Origin of the sequence: Uliginosibacterium flavum, assembly GCF_040566545.1 — a bacterium.
Classification (GTDB): domain Bacteria; phylum Pseudomonadota; class Gammaproteobacteria; order Burkholderiales; family Rhodocyclaceae; genus Uliginosibacterium; species Uliginosibacterium flavum.
Genome location: NZ_JBEWZI010000007.1, coordinates 19,578 through 38,877 on the forward strand (window position 1 = coordinate 19,578; position 19,300 = coordinate 38,877).

General features: G+C 60.2%; 19 protein-coding genes. 4 read left to right on the top strand and 15 right to left on the bottom strand.

Annotated elements, in window-relative coordinates; genetic code table 11:
* Positions 1-15: 15 nt before the first annotated feature.
* The 15 genes from ABXR19_RS07940 to ABXR19_RS08010 are packed head-to-tail and all read right to left on the bottom strand — an operon-like array spanning position 16 to position 15,760.
* Positions 16-816, bottom strand: coding sequence for a class I SAM-dependent methyltransferase (locus ABXR19_RS07940; protein WP_354600582.1), 801 nt, complete (start codon positions 814-816; stop codon positions 16-18).
* Between the two features lie 54 nt (positions 817-870).
* Positions 871-1,773 (bottom strand): sulfotransferase family 2 domain-containing protein, encoded by a 903-nt coding sequence (locus ABXR19_RS07945; RefSeq protein WP_354600583.1) that lies wholly within the window; start codon positions 1,771-1,773, stop codon positions 871-873.
* The gene (locus tag ABXR19_RS07950) at positions 1,770-2,990 is read right to left on the bottom strand and encodes a glycosyltransferase family 4 protein (protein ID WP_354600584.1); all 1,221 of its coding nucleotides are present in this window, start codon (positions 2,988-2,990) and stop codon (positions 1,770-1,772) included. Before ABXR19_RS07950 ends, ABXR19_RS07945 begins: the two co-directional genes overlap by 4 nt.
* Complete coding sequence (locus ABXR19_RS07955; RefSeq protein ID WP_354600585.1) at positions 2,987-3,946, bottom strand: sugar nucleotide-binding protein; 960 nt, start codon at positions 3,944-3,946, stop codon at positions 2,987-2,989. The genes ABXR19_RS07950 and ABXR19_RS07955 overlap by 4 nt, the downstream gene beginning before the upstream one ends.
* On the bottom strand, positions 3,943-5,082 hold the full coding sequence (locus tag ABXR19_RS07960; protein ID WP_354600586.1) for a glycosyltransferase: 1,140 nt from the start codon (positions 5,080-5,082) through the stop codon (positions 3,943-3,945). Before ABXR19_RS07960 ends, ABXR19_RS07955 begins: the two co-directional genes overlap by 4 nt.
* A gap of 14 nt (positions 5,083-5,096) precedes the next feature.
* Positions 5,097-5,870, bottom strand: coding sequence for an HAD-IIB family hydrolase (locus ABXR19_RS07965; protein ID WP_354600587.1), 774 nt, complete (start codon positions 5,868-5,870; stop codon positions 5,097-5,099).
* The gene (locus ABXR19_RS07970; RefSeq protein ID WP_354600588.1) at positions 5,871-6,566 is read right to left on the bottom strand and encodes a phosphoribosyltransferase; all 696 of its coding nucleotides are present in this window, start codon (positions 6,564-6,566) and stop codon (positions 5,871-5,873) included.
* Positions 6,559-7,473, bottom strand: coding sequence for a hypothetical protein (locus ABXR19_RS07975; protein ID WP_354600589.1), 915 nt, complete (start codon positions 7,471-7,473; stop codon positions 6,559-6,561). The genes ABXR19_RS07970 and ABXR19_RS07975 overlap by 8 nt, the downstream gene beginning before the upstream one ends.
* On the bottom strand, positions 7,470-8,669 hold the full coding sequence (locus tag ABXR19_RS07980) for a glycosyltransferase (RefSeq protein ID WP_354600590.1): 1,200 nt from the start codon (positions 8,667-8,669) through the stop codon (positions 7,470-7,472). Before ABXR19_RS07980 ends, ABXR19_RS07975 begins: the two co-directional genes overlap by 4 nt.
* Positions 8,662-9,789, bottom strand: a complete 1,128-nt coding sequence (wecB, locus tag ABXR19_RS07985; RefSeq protein ID WP_354600591.1) for a non-hydrolyzing UDP-N-acetylglucosamine 2-epimerase — start codon at positions 9,787-9,789, stop codon at positions 8,662-8,664. Before wecB ends, ABXR19_RS07980 begins: the two co-directional genes overlap by 8 nt.
* Positions 9,786-11,342 (bottom strand): polysaccharide deacetylase family protein, encoded by a 1,557-nt coding sequence (locus tag ABXR19_RS07990; protein WP_354600592.1) that lies wholly within the window; start codon positions 11,340-11,342, stop codon positions 9,786-9,788. Before ABXR19_RS07990 ends, wecB begins: the two co-directional genes overlap by 4 nt.
* Entirely contained in the window at positions 11,339-12,718 is a 1,380-nt protein-coding gene (locus tag ABXR19_RS07995) for a phenylacetate--CoA ligase family protein (protein ID WP_354600593.1), read from the bottom strand. Before ABXR19_RS07995 ends, ABXR19_RS07990 begins: the two co-directional genes overlap by 4 nt.
* Before the next feature lies 1 nt (position 12,719).
* The gene (locus tag ABXR19_RS08000) at positions 12,720-13,469 is read right to left on the bottom strand and encodes an ABC transporter ATP-binding protein (protein WP_354600594.1); all 750 of its coding nucleotides are present in this window, start codon (positions 13,467-13,469) and stop codon (positions 12,720-12,722) included.
* Position 13,470: 1 nt separating this feature from the next.
* Positions 13,471-14,334, bottom strand: a complete 864-nt coding sequence (locus ABXR19_RS08005) for an ABC transporter permease (protein ID WP_354600595.1) — start codon at positions 14,332-14,334, stop codon at positions 13,471-13,473.
* The gene (locus ABXR19_RS08010; RefSeq protein WP_354600596.1) at positions 14,321-15,760 is read right to left on the bottom strand and encodes a mannose-1-phosphate guanylyltransferase/mannose-6-phosphate isomerase; all 1,440 of its coding nucleotides are present in this window, start codon (positions 15,758-15,760) and stop codon (positions 14,321-14,323) included. Before ABXR19_RS08010 ends, ABXR19_RS08005 begins: the two co-directional genes overlap by 14 nt.
* A gap of 253 nt (positions 15,761-16,013) precedes the next feature.
* Between ABXR19_RS08010 and cutA the strand changes: the two genes are divergently transcribed.
* From cutA to ABXR19_RS08030, 4 genes are all read left to right on the top strand, one after another.
* A complete protein-coding gene (gene cutA / locus ABXR19_RS08015; protein WP_354600597.1) occupies positions 16,014-16,340 on the top strand; it encodes a divalent-cation tolerance protein CutA in 327 nt (108 codons plus the stop codon).
* Positions 16,337-18,193, top strand: a complete 1,857-nt coding sequence (dsbD, locus tag ABXR19_RS08020) for a protein-disulfide reductase DsbD (protein ID WP_354600598.1) — start codon at positions 16,337-16,339, stop codon at positions 18,191-18,193. Before cutA ends, dsbD begins: the two co-directional genes overlap by 4 nt.
* Entirely contained in the window at positions 18,183-18,704 is a 522-nt protein-coding gene (locus ABXR19_RS08025; RefSeq protein WP_354600599.1) for a hypothetical protein, read from the top strand. The genes dsbD and ABXR19_RS08025 overlap by 11 nt, the downstream gene beginning before the upstream one ends.
* Before the next feature lie 193 nt (positions 18,705-18,897).
* Positions 18,898-19,257 carry a RidA family protein gene (locus ABXR19_RS08030; protein ID WP_354600600.1) on the top strand — a complete coding sequence of 120 codons (360 nt, stop codon included), beginning with the start codon at positions 18,898-18,900 and terminating at the stop codon, positions 19,255-19,257.
* Positions 19,258-19,300: the final 43 nt, after the last annotated feature.

Sequence of the window (19,300 nt, forward strand, 5' to 3'; positions counted from 1 at the left end):
ATCCGCTGATCCCCCTCATTTGACGGCCAGCACCAGAAACCCGCGCACGAGAAGATCGCCGGGGTCGCAATTCAGGATGGCCGCCGCGCGGGCCTGGTTATCGACCGTCAGAGCGTCGTCATAGGCAAGCCCGCTCCAGTGCTCGACGTGGAACGCTTTCAGGCCCGAAGCGGCCAGAACCCGGTGCAGCTCCGTCTGGTAGTCGCGATAGGCGATGCGGTTCGGGCCCAGCATGAAATCGGCAATTTCCCCATCCGTCGCCCCGGCCACACGCATCCGGAACGCGAACTCGTCCGCGCTGCACAACAGATGCGCCCACGGCTGCGGGACGTAGTGGCCATATTGGCTTCCGCTGTCACAGGTCCACAGCGGATCGAAGCTCAGACAGGCCACTCCGCCGGGCTTCAACACGCGCAAGACCTCCTGCAGGGCGGCAAATGGGTCCCGTATCCTCTGAAATGCATTGTTCGACAGGACAAGATCGAACAGCCCGTCGCGGTAGGGCATGTCCATGGCGTCGACGGAGTGAAATTCGATTTTTCCCAAGTCCAGGGCGCGGCCGTTGCGCTCGAACTTCTCCTTCAGCAGCCGCGGGAACTGCCCCTCGTACTGACGCTGCGCATCGAAGCTGTCCGCCACGATGGTTCTGGCGGTCGCACCGGAAACCAGACCGCCGAGCATTCCACCAGCCCCGCCCACCTCAAGAACGCGGGCATTTGCGAAATCGACGTCAATATCGAAGCGAGCGAAATTCCGGCGCATGCTGAAGAAAACAGCGTCTTGCTGCTCGAAATCTTTCTGTTCTGTGTAAGACATACTTAACCTTGTTCGATGCCTGTCAGTCGGGATGCGCTTACCTACGCGTATTGTTCAACACGCGCAGAGAGCCTTCTCGTACAACAATCTGTCGAGCCAGAAATACTCCTCGACTAATTCGCGCACATCTTCAGGTGCGCCCTCGCCATCCTTGACCGTATCACGACGCACATTCTTTCGTTCAATCCTGAAGGTCCGCCCGCTTCTTTCCGAAACGAGTTTCTCCAGCAGATCAAGCCTGGCCATGGGGATAAGGCGGTCCATTCTGATGCCACCCACATACTCGTACTGCGGCGCAAAGTGAGCATCCAGATCGCATCCACGCTGAGTCATGATGTATTTCATTACTTTAATCATCCCCGTGCTGGAATTGGCGTCGAAATCCTCGCCAAGCGCGTCGAGAATTACCTTTGTGTGGCGAAGGCCGAGCGGGTGAGTCCGCCATTGAATAAAGAAGTGATTAAAGGCGCTCAGAAAGCGCGCCACAGGATCCCTCAACACCGCCACGCGCAACCACTCTGTATCGCGCAGAATGCGGTCGGCGAACTCCGGCGAATGGTCTTTCAACAGAAGTCCTGTTTTGTTACTACCCAGCACATAATGCAAAAATTCATCGTCAGTGCCACTTTCAAGAACCTCGGCATCCGAAACATTCAGCGTCCGCCAATCGATGTTCTTGAAATCGTACAGTGCCGACACAACTGCGGTATGCGCACATTTCGCAATGGGCACAAAGACAATCTTGGCCTCCTCAAGCACGCAAGTCTTCCAGGAATGGAATGAGCACGGATAGCGAAGCACACGCTCTCTACTGAGAAACTCCTGGGAAGCAGCAATCTCGTGTTCCACATCGACGATGGACTCAAACTGAGCGTAATACTTCAGTCCACCTTGCTCAGCCGGTCGTCCCAGATATTTGACGTAACAGCCATTAACCAAATCTTGATCGATACTCATCCTGTCAGCACTCTCTCAAACGCATCGTACGGTAACTCATTGCAAGCCCTGAACAACTCCACTGCCGATTCCCGCCAGGTCAGGAAGCGAATCTTCGATGAATCCGGTAGCGCCCGGGTCTGCCAGTCCTGCAGCCACTGCCGGAGGAAGCGCCCCAGGTCGCCGGGCGCATCAGAACTGAAGTAGCAGGCAAATTCGCCGCAGACTTCCCAGTTGACCGGTAGGTCGCGGGCAATGACTGGCAGACCGGCGCGCACAGCTTCGACGGTCGGTAGACCGAAGCCCTCGCCTTCCGACGAGGCGACCAGACAGGTCACGCTGCGGTAGACCTGCAACAGATACTCATCGCTGATGCCTTCCAGCCAGAAGAGGCGTCGGCCCTTCTCAGGATGCTGGCGCAAGCGCTCGACAAAGTCGTCCATCATCCAGCCCTGCTGCCCCACGAACACCAGGTTGGCATCGCCCCCCTGCGCCCAGAGCCATTCAAAGGCGTCCAGCATCTGGCGTTGCCCCTTGCGCGGTTCGATGGTGCCGACCACCAGGAAGGCGGGGCGTGCCTGCAGATGCGCCAGGGTGTCGGCCGCGTTGTCGGGCACTCCGCGCGAACACGGGATGCCCTCGATATCCGCCCCAATATGGAAATGGCTGATGACGAAATCCGGGCGCAGCCAGCCGGCCTGGCCGAGCCAGCTTCTCAAATCCTGTGCGACCGCCCCCGAAATACAGACCGCGCCGGTAGTCTCTGAAACTAACTTTAACCATTCCACAAACCGCTCGTTGTGTTCCCCCACCGGAAAATACTCCGGCATCAACACCGGCAGAAGGTCATACACCACGAAACGCACATTGACGCCCTGCGCCTGCAGCGACCGGAGGTAGCGCCCGGCCTGATCGCAGATCAGCTCGGGGTTGAGAAACAGCAGATCGAGGCTGAGCAGGATGTCCCCTGGCCCGAAAACCACAGGGGCTTCGTCGTTAACCGCCGTGTCACCCGGGGCGTAGCGCCGGCGCAGTCCCCGGGCGTAGCGGTAGCCATCCCCTGCCGACGCGAGAAAAACCGGCTCGACCTGGAAGCCAGGCGGCGGATTCTGCAACCATTCGCCCAGAATCGATTTAGCCACACGCTGAATACCGGTGCCCCGGTCGGCGCAAGCGAGATCGGACACATCGACCAGCAGTTTCCGGGTGGTCTCTTGTGGAGCGAGAAGATGGCTCATAAGGGCTGCTCCTCACGCACGGACTGGCCGCATAAGCTGGCCGCGTAGCGTTCGGCAAGCTGCTGCCAGGACGGGCAGGCGGGCAGATCCCGCACTTCAGGGCGGCAGGTGCCCAGCCTGAGGTATTCGGGGCGCGGAGCCCGCCCGTTGGCGGCCGGCCCTGCCAGAGCAGGCTGGCGCCGCAGGGACGATACCGGTGCCGGGGTGCAATGTGCGAGCAGGCCGGCCATCAGGTCGAAACGGCTGCCGGCGCCGACAGCGCTCAAGTGCACGACACCTTCGACACCCGCACACATGAGGCCGGCGAGGCTATGCGCCACCCAGCGCGCATCGGTGGGGAAGCGCAACCCGTCGTCGACCGCTGACTCGCCTTGCTGAAACTTGCGCCAGAGCTGGCGGACGGGGTCGGCGGGGTGCGCAGTGTTGCCGATCAGCCAGGGCAGGCGCACGATCAGGTGCCGGAGCCCCGAGGCCTGAAGCCGCTGTTCGGCCTGCCATTTGTGCCGCCCGTAGACCGACAGGGGCTGCGGTGCATCAGATTCGCAGAAGCCTGCGGGCGGGCACTGTTCACCGAACACGTAAATCGACGACAAGAGCACCACTCGCACAGAGGGGCAGACCGTCCGGACCGTGGCAATCCATTCATCTAGGGTGTCGACGTTGGCCTGCTGGCTGAGTGCCGGGTCGCGCTCACAGGCGTCGAGCTCGGCAATTCCGGTGGCGACCAGCAGCACGTCCGGGGGAGTTCGTTGCAGCAGGTCGTGAAAAGCCCGGCCATCCGCGCAGGCCATGACTGGCAGGCCCCCTGGCGTAGCCCCACCGCGCCGGCTGAAGCCGCTGACCTGCCAGCCTGCTGCAGCAAACGCATCGGCGCAGGCCGATCCGGCGTAACCGCTGGCCCCGGCCACACAGACGCGCGGCGCCGACCCGCCCTGGCGAGTTTCCGGACGCATCATTCAACCCCCACGATCTGCCGGGCCGCCTGCCGGTTCTTGCTCGCGTATGCCTCATACGGCACGTAGGTGGCCGGCGCGGCGCGCAGGGCATCGAGCACTTGGCCTGCATCACCGTCGCTGAGGACGATGCGGGAGCCGATGAACTCCGGATAGGAATCGGCACCGAAAGCACTGGCGAGTACTAGATGCCCAGCGCCGAGAGCATCGGCGACCTTCAGTGGCACGCCACTGCCGGACTGGATGGGTGCCAGCAGGACATGCATCCCGGCCACGGCACACGCAAGGTCATCGACATGACCGTGAAGAAAGACCCCTTGATCCGCCCCCACAGCCTCAACCGCATGGCACACCGACCCAAATACGTGGAATTCGTCGGCACCGGGGCGTCCATTTTCGAGAAACCACTCGTGAGCACGAGCCATGGTCTGGCGATTGACGAAATTATTGACCCCGATGAAATAAAACCTGACGGCGGTTTGCTCCGCCAGTTCGACTAACCGCTGCGGGCGGGCGATCGTTGGCCGAAACAGGACAACTTCGCATCCCGTCGCCAAGCGGCTGAAATGGGTCTGCTCCTCGACCGATATGGTCACCAGTTTGCCGGCCTCCGCCACGAATGCGCTCTCGATCGCCTGTTCCACATGGGTGAGCGGCTGCGCCGCGCCGTAGTTCTCTTCGTAAGAAAGTTTTCTTTGGTAGTGCGAATCGTGGGTAAAAAAAACCAACTTCCGGTCACACAAGCCCGGGTGGCGTGACAGGAAGAAATGCTCCTGACGATTTAGAACTACTACTTCGCAATCGGTTTCGGCAAGGATGGCGTCGAGTCGGCCGGGATCCACCGCATTAGCCAGCTGGAAAACACGATAGAGCGAATCGCGCGAGAAATCGCCCGCAGTCGGAGCCCCGAAAACACGGTATTCACGACGCCAGAACTCCTCAAACCCATGGGCACGTATCGGATTTTCGCGGAAGATACTGACTGTCCGGTGCCCCGAAAAACGATCCGGCCGATCGGTGACTACCGTGACTTCGGCAAATTCCGAAATCGCCGCTACCAGCATTTCGGCGATGGCCGTCGATCCATTCAAAACACCTTTGCCGTGCTCGATGCCTTCGAGCGCGTAGGGTATAGACAAGATTAAAACCCTCTTCACCAGCCCATCTCCCTGAGCGCCTGCACCATCGTAGCGGCGCCACCTCGCCGGAGCTGCATCACACCGTGCCAGTCAAAGCCATCGGCGTCCTTACGCAACTCATCCAGATACGTATCAATGATTGCCGCCCGCCTGAGCCCCCTGATGCAGGGCAGGTCGTTGCCGTTGTCACCAAAATAGATAATATTTTCCTCCACAACGCCGAAGACATCGGCTACATACCACAGGCCGGCCAGCTTCGTGGACTGCCGGGGGTGAACGTCAAAATAGTGAAAGCCGCGGTCGGGCGGGTTGTAGCTGACCAGATACTCATAAGCCGGGTAATATGTTTTAGCCTCGTTAACCAAGGCCCTGAGCTGCGCGAGCGCCTCCGTCCTGACGTAAAAAGCCAACTTGCCAGGAAACTGATGGCGTTCTTCCTGCAGCGTGACCGAGGCATTGCCCAGGAACAGCGCTATTAACGCGAAACGGTCCGAGTCCGGCATCTCCGCTCCGGGCCTGGCAGCAAAAGACGCATCCTGCATGAATCCCACTGACTGCCCGAAATAGACCTGAGCGCCGGAGTTGGCGACGATGGCGTCGACCGGCAAGCAATTCATGATCTGGTCCAGTTCCAGCGTTTCTTCGAGCGACCGGCCGGTCGCCAACACCGTGAACGCCCCTCTGTCGCGCAGACAATCGGCGAGTTCAGCGAGAGCCCCCCCCTCATCCTCCGCATCCCGACAATGCAGGGTTCCATCCAGATCAAAAGCCACCAGCATGTTGTTCATTCACTCAGGCGCCGCATTCCTGCAGCCCACCGGGGCAGGAATTCCGTCGTAGAAACAGAGACTGCAGTTCGCCGTGCTGTCGATCACCTCGAAGAACACTTCGGGCGGGCAGTGAATAATCTCCTGCGCCTGGGTGACGTCGATAAGTTTACGCCGCAGGTTCTCCACCTCGGTTTGGGTGGGTTTCCCGTTGAGTCCTTCAAACCAGCGGTCGGTATGTTTGATGTGGCCCCAAGGGCAGTGGCAAAGGGTGATCGGTGACATGAATGCGAACGAATAGCGCTTCAGGCCGATTTCCTGACAGGCATTGGCGATGATTTGCACGGTCAGTCCGCTAAGCAAAGCTTCGTCAACGAACAGGGTATGTGCGGCCTTGTCAACCGCATCCAGCGTCATCAACAGCGAGTCGTAGGTGGAAACCCGCTTTGTTGCCGTGGTGCCCAGCGTCCGCTTGAACAGTTTTTTCTCGAAAATTCTCGCGAACCGGCAATCCATGGCCTCCGCCAGTTGCTGGGCGTAAAAATAGCCGGTATTCGGTATTGCTGAAATACAGTCGTATGACTTGCTCCTGGCATGCAGGTATTCGGCCATGCCGAGCGACAATCCACGTCGGATTTCCTGAATGGAAATACCGTCGATGATGTGCTTCTCACCGAATTTGTAGATCTGATTGAATGCGCACTTGTTATCAAGCATCGGCGCCCCCCCCGATTGAATCGAATATTTTAGCGGCAATGAAATTGGCATGGTACCTGTATATCATATTCTGGACTTCGTGCCGGCAGGGCGCCAATGACGGCCAGATCGAGGGGTCTGCGCTATCAATAACCAGATCAGCCCCGATGACCGAATTGATGTAGTCCGCATGCGGTGAGAACACCCTCTTGCCCATCCACAGAGCTTCGAGGACCGCGCAGGTGAGCCGGGGATTGGGCTCATACAGCGACGAGCAATTCTCGAGGCGCATGTACCACTCGAGACTGCCATACGGCACCCGTTTTTCCAGCCTCACGTTATCAAAGCTTTTCAGGCGCTGCCCGTGTTCATCAGGTCTGTCGGATACCACATGCAGCCGCTGCCCGCGGTGCTGGAAAGTGGAAGCCATCTCCGCGAGGCCGGTGTCGCGATCAGCCGACACCATGCAAAGGCAATAACCCGCCTGCTTGTCGCTGTATTCGACAGGCGATTTATCTTGATGGATAAAGGGCTTCAGAAACCAGCCTTCGGCCAGCAAAGTCCGCCGACCCGGGAACAGGTTACCTAGAAGCCCGACTTCTTCAGCAGTGCGGCCGAGCACCGACAAATTCTCTAGGTGCTGGCTGCGTCGATTCAGCTCGACCGCGGCTGCCGCGTCCATGTCGTCGACCTGGGGAATGATGACGCAGTGCCTCTGCTGCGGAATTTTTCCAAACAGTTCAAGCACGTCCTGACGCACGGAAAAAAGGAAATAGGCGTCGTAATCGAAAAAGTCTCCAGAATCGAGACCCGCAATGTGGCACTCATGGCCCAGCAACTGGATTCCCAGCTGCAGCAGCTTGGCCTCGACCTCGCCACTACCGTGAAAAAACATCACGTCCCGGGACAGAACAAACAGAACCTTCATGCAAACCACCAAGTGTTATCCAGCATTTTCAGCAAACGTCTCCGCCAAGTGTTGTCGCCAATCAAGGTCTGGGCTTCCGAAGACTCATAACGGCCCCTTTCCAGTCGCAACCGGATCGCGGCCAGAAACCCATTGACATCCTTTGCAATGGTCATCCCCTGCGAGCTCCCGGTCGAAAACGCAAGGGGCGTGGAAACCGTGGCCATCCCCGCCGCCAGATACTCGTAGTACTTCATAGGGAACATGCTGCGGGTGTAGTCGTTGATCAGCGAGGGCAGGAGGCCCACCCGCATGCCGCGCAGGTAGTCGGGGAGTTGGGCGTAGGGCTTGTAGCCAAGAAAATGCACGTTGGGCAGGGTGCGCAGCTCGGCCACGAGCGGACTGTGCTGACCCTCACGCTCTTCGCCGATCAGAACCCAACTCCATTCCGGCTTGAGGTGGGCGCAGTCAATCAGCAACTGGAAATCCACCTTGAAGTCGGAAAGCACGCCGTGATAGCACAGGCGAGGTTCGGGAATGCAGGCGAGGTCGGCCGGGATGGGGCCAGGCTCGAGCGCGCGGCCGAAGTGCTCGGCATCCACCACGTTGGGCAGGAAGTGGGTGTTGGCGTTGTACTGCTTGCAGTGTTCGGCCAGCACGGGTGCGGTGGCGAAGACTACGTCGGCGCGCTGAAGAAGCTGTTGCTCGGCGGCGCGAAAGGCTGGGCCGTCCACACCGGGCACGGCGGCAAGATCATCCACGCAGTGATAGAGGAGCGGGCCTTTGCGCATGCCGTCGATCACATCGAGCATGAAGGGGTGGTAGGTCCAGATCAAAGGGCTGGTGAAACCTTGCTGTCGGGTGGTGCGGGCGATGGCAGACTTGAACAGCAGACGATTGATCCTGCGGGTGAATGCATGCAGATGCCCGGCCGGTACGAGCAGCGGAGACAGCACATAGATGCCGGGGGCGCGCTCGGGCGCGCCAAAGATCAGGGATGCAAGCCCTTTGTGCAGACGATTCCAGAGTCGCCCCCAGTCTTTGGCGCTGCCAGCCTTGGGGCTACGCAGGCCGACGCTTTCCACATAAAGCACTTTGGTGCCCAGTTCGGCGAGTGATTTTGCGCAGTGCTGTTTGTTGGTCCAATAGGGTTCATCCCAGTCGGCCGTGGCAAAAAGGATGCAGCTTTGCGGGGGAGTCACTTCGCGCTCAGCCATGGAAGGCCTCGCAGGGTTCGCCATACAGGGCTGCCACGATGCGCGCTGATGCGTGGCCATCGCCATAAGGATTCTGGCGAGCGCGGAGGGTCTCACATCTGGCGGGGTCGCTTAGCCAGCCATTCACTGCAGCCTCGATCACAACAGGATCTTGCCCGGCCAGCATGGCAAAACCCGCCTTCACGCCTTCCATACGCTCTGTGTGCTGGCGCATTACGACCACGGGGGTGCCGAAACTGGGGGCTTCTTCCTGGATTCCACCGGAATCGCTGAGCACGAGGCTGGCGCGGCTGATCAGATAGAGGCTGGTGTGGTAGTCGACAGGGTCAGTCAGCAGCAGGTTGGGTCGATGCGCAAGCAGACGATGCACGGGCTCGCGCACGGCGGGGTTGAGATGCACCGGGAAGATCCACTGGATGCCCGGGTGCTGCTCGCTCAGGCGGGCAAGCATGTGGCAGAAGGCTTCCATCACGCTGCCAAAATTTTCGCGACGATGGCAGGTGACCAGCACAACAGGGCCTGCGGCAAGGCGCTGACCGATTTCTGCCGGCACGCTGGCTGGCACGCCCTCGGGCCAGATGGCTTTTGCCTGCGCAATGGCGTCGACCACGGTGTTGCCGGTGACGCGGATGGCCGCTGCCGGAACGCCCTCTGCGCGCAGCGCTGCAGCAGCCATGGGGGTAGGCGCAAAATGCAGGGTGGCGATGCGCGCGAGCAGGCTGCGATTGGCCTCTTCGGGGAATGGGCTGGCCAGATCACCGGTGCGCAGACCGGCCTCGACATGCGCAACGCGAATGCCGCGCTGAAAGGCCGCCAGGCCGCCGCAAAAGGCCGTGGTGGTGTCGCCCTGCACCAGCACCCAGTCCGGCTGCTCTTGTTCCAGCACAGTATCCAGGCCTTCGAGCAAGCGGGCAGCAAGGATGTTGAGCGAGCGGCCGGGGCTCATGGTGTCAAGCTGGATGTGCGGCTGCAGGCCGAATGCGCCAAGGGCCTGCTGGAGCATTTCACGGTGTTGCCCACTGGCACACACGCGCACCTCCGCGCGCTGCTTCAGCGCAGAGATGACTGGGGCTAACTTGATGACCTCAGGACGAGTGCCGAGCACGACAAGCGCCTTCACGCGAGCACACTTCCGTCAGCCAACGGCTGCAGGGTGCCTCGATACTCGACGCCAAATCCGGCGGCGTAGCCTTGGGGCAGATTCGTTTCAAAGCCGACCGCAGTACGCCACAGGCGGATGGCTGCGCGTGCACGCAGAAAATCCATGGCTTCACGTTCGTCCATGAAGCGCGGGCTGCGGGCCTTGCTGCGAATGTGGGCAATCAGATCTTGGTGAGCCTGGATGCGGACGGTTTCGTCAGGCCAGCCATAGGCGTAACGCTCGGAAAACGGGTGATCCAGAAAACCAAAGAGCGTGCGGGTTTCCAATGCGCGATCGAAGGCGGCCTTGAAGACGGCCAACGGATCGCCTTCGGCCAGCATGCAGTCCCCGTGCATCATGGTCTGCTGACTGTGCCCGATAAAACCTTGTGGCAGACCGGCCAGCTCGCCGCCGCGCGCGAGCAGAAATTCGGGATCATTGCGGATGATGCCGCCGATGCAGCCTTTGTAGCCTGCCTCACACAGCCCCTGAAGGGCGTAGTGCGGCGACTGGTGAAAGGGGGAGACGGCGTATTCAACAGCCGCACCTGTGGCGTCGAGGATGCGCTGATACGACTCACGCCCTTCGGCAAGCGCCGCCTCATAGCTGCCACCCCAGTTCGGCGCGTGGGTGGCAGTGTGTGACATCAGCACGCCGCCGGCATCGCAGAATTCGCGCAAGAAGGCGTGGTGGCCGTCGTGATGCAGGTTGGTGGTGTGAATGGCCAGCGACAGCGGCACACCCATCTCGCGATAGAACTGCCACAGGGGGCGCGCAGATGCAATGTCTTCGTCGCAGTCGAGCCGCATGGTGATGGCTGCATCACACCCCCAAGGGAGTTCGCTGATCACTGGCACACAAGGCAGACGCTCGCTCTGCCAGTGGGCGAGAAAATGCTCGATCAGCCGCCACTCGAAGGAATCGATCAGGCCCACGGCGCGATTTACCCACAGTACCGTGCTCTCGCCCACCGTGAAGTGTGCAACGTAGGTCATCAGCGCCTCACCATCAGCTTCGACCCGGGCTAGCTCGGTTTCGGCAGGCGCCTGAACCGGCTCGGCCAGACTCCAGATGGAGCCGTCTACACGGATAGCACCAAAGGCAAGGTTGTTCCACTCGTTGGTGAAGTCGAAACGTTCCAGCGCTCGACCCCAAGAGGATGCGCCGAAGCTCGCAGCACCCTGCAGATACCGCACCTTGGCGGGGCTTTCGGCGCTTTCGCGTGACGGCGCTGATGGGCTGCACGCCCAGTCTGCGCCCTCTGACCATGACTTCGCCTGAAGCCCGAAACGGGCATGCAGGCAAGCCGGCAGCTTGCCGAACAGAATGAGCTTGCGTGGCCTGGCATCAAGCCAGTGCAGCAAAGATTGCGCAGCCGAGTCGTCTGGCGCGATAGCGACCACAACATCGTTTTGCGGCAGGCTCGCAGGTGCCAGTGGCATGGCAAGCGAACGACTGACGGAGCGGCGCAAGGCCGCCAGCACCAGCTCACCGGCCTCACGATGGGGGAACCCGGCCAGAACGCCGATCATGCACTCACCACATGCCGGAACTTGGCTCGATGCCCCACTCGCACAAATGCCTCATGCCCGACAAACTCGACATCGAGCGCACCAGGCCAGTATCCCTCGATCTTGGCCGCGATCTGCGCCGGATCGGCATGCAACTCGGGCACGATGCGCAGCACAGGTTTCTCGCCGCGAACATCGATCTGGAATTCCTGGATACCGCCCACACGGTGATCAAGCATGTCCTGAATGGTATGGGTGGGATAGGCCACGCCGGCAAGATGCACGATGTCATGAATGCGGCCAACGATATCGGTGAGATAGAAGCCGTCCGCACGTTGCTCGACGCGAGCCAAGTCGCCCGTGGCATAGCGGACCAGCGGCATGAGTCGGTTACGGAAGCCAGTGAACACCAGTTCCTGTTCGCCGCCAGCTGTCTTGACACTCTCGGGCCAGCCTTCAGAATCGAGCACCTGCAGGCCCTTTTTATGGCCTTCCAGCTCGTAGGCCATCACACCCAACTCGGCCAGACCGTAGCGGTCAACGACCCTGCAGCGCAGGGCACGGGCAATCTGCTCGCGCTGGTAGGGTTCCAGCAGCTCGCCACTGGATTCGAATACGCTGAAGGCTTTCGCACTACCGCAGTGACGCTCGATATAACAGGCCAGTGCGTAGATCGTGGAAGGATGCCCGTGCACCATGTAGGGCTTGCGGCGCTTGAGCGTGGCCCAGATTTCGGCGAGGCCCACATCGTCCAGACGATCAAAGAAGATGTTGCTGCGATTCATCGCGAAGCATTTGAAATCTTCGCGCGTGGGCCAGCCAGGGTCGGCAGCGTCAGGAAAACGACAGGCGAAATGCAGCTCGGAGCGCCACTTGTAGTTGCCAGCCCGCTCGCGGGCGTAGAGCGTGACAGCGGAAGAGTAGTCTGCGGCGGCCTGATCGTAAGCAATATGGCAAGAAAGCCCGGTGGAGCCGCCGGTCTTGCACATGTGGTGCCGCAAATCTGCCAAGGATTGCGAATACATGCGCTCGCCCTGCTCGCGCATGATCTCCTTGGTGAGATAAGGCAGGTCGCTCAGGTAGCGGATGTCTTTCGCGACAGATTCCGGATCGAAACCAGTCTGGGCAAACAGATCACGGTAATAGGGCACTTCACGACCGGCAAAACGCAGCGTATCGACGAGTGAAGCCTGCGCCTGGGCAAAGCGTTGCGCAAAAGGATGACGGTAATACTGCCTCAGCTCGCTGACCTTGGAGCGCACATCACGTTGCTCGCGCCGCTCGGCTATCGGGTAGGCAATGACAGCGCTGGCCAGACCTTTAATCAAACTGAAAGGTCGCAGGGAAAACAGTTTCTCGGAGGCCAGCAAGGCCGGATGATGAGCAGAAATTCTCATGTCAGGCGGTGGCGGCGGCATCGGAGGCTACGGGATCGAGTTTTTCGTCACTCAGGATCACGCCGTGTTCGAGATGGATTCTGCGATTGCAGACTTTGGCAATCAACTTTGGGTCATGCGAAGCGATCACCAGAATTGCAGCCTTGCTTACCAGGACATCCAGCCTGGACTGGGCTTTTTCGCTGAACTCCGCATCACCTACGCTGAGCCATTCATCCATGACCAAAATGTCGGCCTCCACACTGGTGGAAATGGCAAAAGCCAAACGCAACAGCATTCCGCTGGAGTAGGTTCGAACCGGCAGATTGAGATAATCACCCAGGCCGGTGAAATCGGCGATTTCGTCTGTCTTGGCGCGGATGATTGCCGGGAGCAGGCCATCCATGATGCCGCGCAGGTAAATGTTTTCGAAGCCAGTGGCGTCAGGATCCATGCCCATGGAAACGTCAAGCAGCGAAGCCACGCGACCACTCATGCTCAGGCGCCCACGCACCGGGGCATATACGCCAGAGAGCACGCGCAGCAAGGTAGTCTTGCCCGAGCCGTTGTGCCCTACCAGACCAACCCGATCACCCTCGCGGATCTCGAAATCGATTTCGTTCAGCGCCCGCACCACAGGATGCTGATTGGCGTTCATTCCAATCCGGCCACCGGTAGACAAATGCATCACCGTGTTTTTCAGTGAGCGGTGCGAGTTCTCGTAAATCGGGAACTCCACACACAGTTTTTCAGCTTGAATATGTACCGTCATGTCACAACCAGTAAGCAACGCGTTCGCGAAAACGGACCATCAGGTAGTGCGCTGCGGCGAACCCGAGAAAAATCAAGGCAAGCGACCACAACCAAGGCTCCAGCATTATCGGCGTCCCCAGAATGGGCGCGCGAATGATCTCGATCAGGTGATTAAAAGGATTGATGTCAGCAATCCAGGCTCGCTCCTTCAAATCGCTGGCTCGCCACATTACCGGCGTCAAAAAGAATCCCACCTGAAAAAGATTGCCGATGATGGGCATCACATCCCGATAACGCGCACAAAGAATACCAAACACGATGCCTGACCAGACTGCATTGAGCATCAGAATCAGCAGGCCTGGAACAAGCAGGAGAAACTCCAGCGTGAGTGAATGGCCGAAAAAAACCATCAGCAGCACCACGACAGGAAGACTGTGCAACAGAATGACGAGGTTTCGCCAGACCATGCGGCAAACGTGCGTAGTCAAAGGCATCCGGATCTGCTTGATGGTGGAGCCCGCTCCGATCATCGCATTGCAGCCTTCGTTTGCCGCTGTACTGATGAATTGCCAAACCACCATTCCAATCCCGAGATAAGGCAGGTAATCAGAGATCTCCTGACCCAACAATTCGGAATACATAAAGCCCAGCACTCCCACCATAACGAGCGTGGTAAGCGTAAACCAGAAGGGTCCCAGCACCGAGCGTCGGTAACGCTGGCGGATGTCGTGCCAGCCAAGCGCCAGCCAGACATGCATGGCGCGCAGACCGGTAATGATGTCATTGCGCCCGGTGTGGCTACGCCAATGCTCCAGCGAATGGGCCTGTTGCTGCGAAGTCGCATCTGCGTGTGGCTGCACAGCGAACTTGTCAGTTTCGGCCATAGGAGTCCTCAAAGCGCACAATGTCATCCTCGCCCAGGTAAGAACCAGACTGCACTTCGATGATTTCCAGCGGCAGCTTGCCGGGGTTGGCAAGACGATGTTTGTGGCCCAACGGAATGTAGGTGGATTCGTTTTCGCCTAGCAGCAGTACTTTGTCTCCATTGACGATTTCAGCTGTACCACTGACGACGATCCAGTGTTCGGCGCGATGGTGGTGCATCTGCAAACTGAGCGTGGCACCAGGATTGACGACAATGCGCTTGACCTGGAAGCGCGGCCCCATATCGATGCTGTCGTACCAGCCCCAGGGGCGATACACCTTGCGATGACTGGCGGCCAGGGTTTTGCCCTCGGATTTGATGCGGCTGACGATGGCTTTGACGTCTTGCGCGCGGGATTTGTCTGCGACCATGATGGCGTCAGGTGTTTCAACGACGATGAGGTCTTTGATGCCGACGGTGGCGACCAGGCGACTTTGCGAGAACACGAGGCTGTTATGCGTGTCCTCCAGCATGACGTCGCCTTGGGTTGCATTGCCGTTCTGGTCTTTGTCGCAGACGGCCCAAAGGGCATCCCAGGCGCCAACATCGCTCCATCCTGCGTCCATGGGGACGACAACGGCCTGGCCGAGTTCGGGATGGGCGCCGAGTTGTTCCATGACGGCATAGTCGATGGAGTTGGATGGGCAGGCGGTGAAGGCGGCTTTGTTGACGCGGATGAAGTCGGTGTCGCGCTTGGCTTCATTGACTGACGCCTGGCAGGCCGCGGCGATTTCGGGCGCAAGGGCGGCCAGGGCTTTCAGCCAGACGCTGGCGCGCATCATGAAGATGCCGGCGTTCCACAGATATTGGCCACTGGCAACGTATTCGGCAGCGCGGGCAGCGTCGGGTTTTTCGACGAAGGCGACCAGAGCGCGGGCACTGCTGGCGCTGGGCATGATGTCGCCTGTGCGCAGGTAGCCGTAGCCGGTTTCGGCACGATCCGGGACGATACCGAAGGTGACCAGCGCGCCGGTTTCGGCTTGCTTGAGGCCCTCACTCATGGCGGCGTGAAAGGCGGGCGTGTTGGTGACGATCTGATCGGCAGGCATGACAAGCAACACAGGATCGCCCCCCTCTTGCGTAGCGATCAACGCGGCCAGTTGCATGGCCGGGGCGGTATTGCGGCCCACGGGCTCCAGCACGATGCGATCAGACGGCTGACCAATCTGGCGCATTTGCTCGGCGATGATGAAGCGGTGCTCTTCGTTGGTCACCACGATGGGCTTGGCAATATCAGCCGAGAAGCCGTTCAGCCGCTGGGCGGTGATCTGCAGCAGGCTGTCTTCGCCAGTGAGTGGCAGGAGCTGCTTGGGATAGGTTTCGCGCGAAGCGGGCCACAAACGGGTACCGGAACCTCCGGAAAGAATGACTGGCTGTATCGACATTGGGTTGTAATTAATTTTAAATCTACACAAAGCCGCGCAGTTTAAGGCATAGGTAGGCTCTTAGCCTTGAGTTCTCTTGAATCCAGATCCGCTATCGAAAGAAATTTGCGCCAGAGCAACCTTCAATGCATGCAAGAACGCCTTTGTCTGAGCTCTTTGCCCAAAAGGGCATGATGCAATTTCGTGCCGAAAGTAGGCTGTGTAGCGATCCAGCTACACTAACGGCCCCCTGCCAGCGATCTTGACAAACCTCATGTCTACCGAGTGCCTGCTCGTCCTCTGCAACACGCCTGACACCGCCTGCGCCGAGCAAATTGCGCAGGCACTAGTGGAACGCCGGCTCGCAGCCTGTGTCAATATCCTCGCGCCCTGCCGTTCGGTGTATCGCTGGCAAGGCGCGGTCGAGCACGCGACGGAAGTGCCACTGCTGATCAAGACGACCGCCGCTCGTTACGCCGCACTGGAAACTGCAATCCGCGCACTTCATCCTTACGAAGTTCCCGAGATCATTGCCCTGCCCCTGAGCACTGGCCTGCCTGCGTACCTGGGGTGGATCACACAAGAGACTGCCGACGCATGAAACGTTTTCTGCTGCTTGCCCTGCTGTGTTTTGCCCCGTTCGTCGGGGCTGCAACGCCCGAGCCTCTGCCGCCGGAGAAGGCTTACAAGCTGGCGGCCAGCCTGCTGGACGAGCAGACCGTGGAGGTGCGCTTCAGCATCGAGCCCGGCTATTACCTGTATCGCGACAAGCTCAGCTTCAGCCTCGAATCCGCCAGCGCGCAACTCGGCACGGTAACCCTGCCGCAAGGGTTGGATCACGAGGACAAGTTCTTCGGCAAGCAGCAGATCTATCGCGACGCCCTGCGCTTCACCCTGCCCCTGGCCTCACCCGCCAACGGGCCAGTGACGCTGGTGGTAACGCATCAGGGCTGTGCCGATTTCGGCATCTGCTATCCGCCCAGCGTGGTGCCGGTGGAGTTGAAGCGCTCCAATATGTCCAGCATCGCTACGCCTGCGGGCAAAACAACTCCTGACTGGATAGCCGCACTGGACAAGCCTGAGCAGGCAGGCATGCTGGAGACGCCCGCCAGCAGTGCGCCTTCAGGCATGCAGACTGAAGAGCCAGAACAGGAGCGGGTCTCCAGACTGCTCGATGGCGGCAACCTGGCGCTGATCATGCTGAGCTTCTTCGGTTTCGGGCTGCTGCTGTGCTTCACGCCGTGCACGTTACCGATGCTGCCAATCCTCTCCGGCATCATCGTTGGCCACGGCCACAAGATCAGCCACACGCGCGCCTTCGTGCTGTGCAGTGCGTACGTTCTGGGCATGGCCTTCACCTACGCGCTGGCCGGCGTGGCGGCCGGTTTTTCCGGCCAGCTGCTGTCGGCCTGGCTGCAGAACGTGTGGGTGCTCGGCGCCTTCGCGCTGCTTTTCGTGATCCTCGCCCTGTCGATGTTCGGCGTATATGAACTGCAGATTCCGGCGCGCTGGCAGCACACGCTCTCGGCCAGCGCCCACCACCACGGCGGTTCGGTGCGCCAGCTGGCGATCATGGGCGCCATCTCGGCGCTGATCGTCGGCCCCTGCGTTGCGGCCCCGCTGGCCGGTGCCCTGCTGTATATCGCCAAGACGCACGACGCGGTGCTCGGCGGCCTGGCCCTGTTCGCGCTGGGTCTGGGTATGGGCGCGCCGCTGATCCTCATCGGCGTGGCCGCGCGGCGTTTCCTGCCGAAACCGGGCGCCTGGATGGAAGGCGTCAAGCGTTTCTTCGGCCTGATGCTGCTGGCCACCGCGCTGTACCTGATCTCGCCCGTGTTGCCGACCATCCTGCCCATGTTCGGCTGGGCCGCGCTGCTGATCACCGGCGGCGTCTTTCTGCGTGCGCTCGATTCACTGCCCGCCGAGGCGCGCCCCACCCAACGGCTGTTCAAGGCGCTCGGCCTCCTCGCCCTGCTGGCCGGCGGCGCCATCCTCATCGGCGCGCTGGCCGGCAACCGCAACCCGCTGCAGCCGCTCGCCGGCCTCGGCGGGATCAGCAGCTGCGCGGCCGCGCAAACCTGCGAAAACACCGCGCCGCGTTTCGAGCGCATCAAAAGCAGCGCCGAGCTCGACGCCCGCATCGCCGCCAGCAGCAAACCCGTGATGCTCGATTTCTATGCCGACTGGTGCGTCAGCTGCAAGGAGATGGAGCACGAGACTTTCAGTGACCCCAAAATCGCCGCCCAGCTCGCCGGCTTCACCCTGCTGCAGGCCGACGTCACCGCCAACACGCCGGATGATCGCGAGTTGCTCAAGCGCTTCGGGCTTTTTGGCCCGCCGGGGATTCTGTTCTTTGCGCCGGGCGGCAAGGAAATTGAGGGCAAGCGGGTGGTGGGGTTTATGGGGGTGGAGGGGTTTGGTAAAGTCCTTGAGGGCATCCTCAATGCCCACTGATCAGCCCACCTTGATACAAGCCACTCGCAACTCATGGGTGTTCAGCTCATGGCACTTGGCTGCGGCAACTGTTGTTTGTTTTCTTCTCAGCCAGCGCTTTGCACAGTTATGGCTGTTTCTGATTGTGCCGTCCCTGTTTGGCTGGCTCATCGCCGCAAGCGTCACCTGCTGGCGCACCCGCAGTCATGGCAAGCATTTCATTGGGCTTATCGCGGTCTGGATTTGCGCTTTGGTCGTCGGCACGCAACTACGCCATTGGCAGGAAACCAGGATTCGTGCGCACGCAGAACAGATTCTCGCCAAGACTGAAGACTATATGTCCAAGCACGGCAGCTGTCCCAAGCAGGCCGAAGACATCGGAGAAAGCAGAGAGAAATTACGCCGCAAATGGGGAATCGTCTACGCCTGTGGCGAGTCAGTGCCAATGCTGGCTTACATGTCTCTGGGCAATGGCTTTGACCGTTACTACTACGATTTCAAGAACAAGGTTTGGACGTTTCACCCGGACTGAAGTTTGGTCGCCTTGTATGAAGAACCATATGACCAGCATGGCCCCCGGGCCCAAGCACGCGCGGGTTACGCTGCGCTAACCCGCCCTACACGACCCTGCCTGAAGACCCGCTCCCGGCGACCCTCTGCAAGCATCATGCCGCAAGAGCCAGGCCCCATGCGCCTCTCCGACCACCCACCTTTGAAAGCCTGAAATGAGCACCGAGATCACCCGCCTCAACCCCGCAGCCCGCTACGCGGATGCGACTGTCTTCAATGGTCTGGTGCAGGCGGTGGAGGTGCCGGCCGAGGAAAGCGGCGATATCCGCAGCCAGACCGCGAGCATGCTGGCCCTGCTGGAAAGCACGCTGAACGCGGCGGGATCGGGCAAGGAGCGCCTGCTGATGGCAACGATCTACCTCGTTGACATGGTGGACTACGCGGACATGAACGCGGTGTGGGAAGCCTGGCTGCCGGTGGGCGCTGCGCCTTCGCGGGCTTGCGTGCAGGTGGTTCGCCTGGCCAAGCCGGGCTGGCGCGTGGAGATTGCGGTGATGGCGGCGCAGGGCGCGTAGGTGCGGCTTCAGCCGCACACCACCGTGGGAATGGCCGACTGAA

Coding starts and splice junctions, on each gene's coding strand:
- ABXR19_RS07940 (WP_354600582.1), bottom strand. CDS start 816: ATGTCTTACACAGAACAGAAAGATTTCGAGCAGCAAGACGCTGTTTTC.
- ABXR19_RS07945 (WP_354600583.1), bottom strand. CDS start 1,773: ATGAGTATCGATCAAGATTTGGTTAATGGCTGTTACGTCAAATATCTG.
- ABXR19_RS07950 (WP_354600584.1), bottom strand. CDS start 2,990: ATGAGCCATCTTCTCGCTCCACAAGAGACCACCCGGAAACTGCTGGTC.
- ABXR19_RS07955 (WP_354600585.1), bottom strand. CDS start 3,946: ATGATGCGTCCGGAAACTCGCCAGGGCGGGTCGGCGCCGCGCGTCTGT.
- ABXR19_RS07965 (WP_354600587.1), bottom strand. CDS start 5,870: ATGAACAACATGCTGGTGGCTTTTGATCTGGATGGAACCCTGCATTGT.
- ABXR19_RS07970 (WP_354600588.1), bottom strand. CDS start 6,566: ATGCTTGATAACAAGTGCGCATTCAATCAGATCTACAAATTCGGTGAG.
- ABXR19_RS07975 (WP_354600589.1), bottom strand. CDS start 7,473: ATGAAGGTTCTGTTTGTTCTGTCCCGGGACGTGATGTTTTTTCACGGT.
- ABXR19_RS07980 (WP_354600590.1), bottom strand. CDS start 8,669: ATGGCTGAGCGCGAAGTGACTCCCCCGCAAAGCTGCATCCTTTTTGCC.
- ABXR19_RS07990 (WP_354600592.1), bottom strand. CDS start 11,342: ATGATCGGCGTTCTGGCCGGGTTCCCCCATCGTGAGGCCGGTGAGCTG.
- ABXR19_RS07995 (WP_354600593.1), bottom strand. CDS start 12,718: ATGAGAATTTCTGCTCATCATCCGGCCTTGCTGGCCTCCGAGAAACTG.
- ABXR19_RS08000 (WP_354600594.1), bottom strand. CDS start 13,469: ATGACGGTACATATTCAAGCTGAAAAACTGTGTGTGGAGTTCCCGATT.
- ABXR19_RS08005 (WP_354600595.1), bottom strand. CDS start 14,334: ATGGCCGAAACTGACAAGTTCGCTGTGCAGCCACACGCAGATGCGACT.
- ABXR19_RS08010 (WP_354600596.1), bottom strand. CDS start 15,760: ATGTCGATACAGCCAGTCATTCTTTCCGGAGGTTCCGGTACCCGTTTG.
- cutA (WP_354600597.1), top strand. CDS start 16,014: ATGTCTACCGAGTGCCTGCTCGTCCTCTGCAACACGCCTGACACCGCC.
- dsbD (WP_354600598.1), top strand. CDS start 16,337: ATGAAACGTTTTCTGCTGCTTGCCCTGCTGTGTTTTGCCCCGTTCGTC.
- ABXR19_RS08025 (WP_354600599.1), top strand. CDS start 18,183: ATGCCCACTGATCAGCCCACCTTGATACAAGCCACTCGCAACTCATGG.
- ABXR19_RS08030 (WP_354600600.1), top strand. CDS start 18,898: ATGAGCACCGAGATCACCCGCCTCAACCCCGCAGCCCGCTACGCGGAT.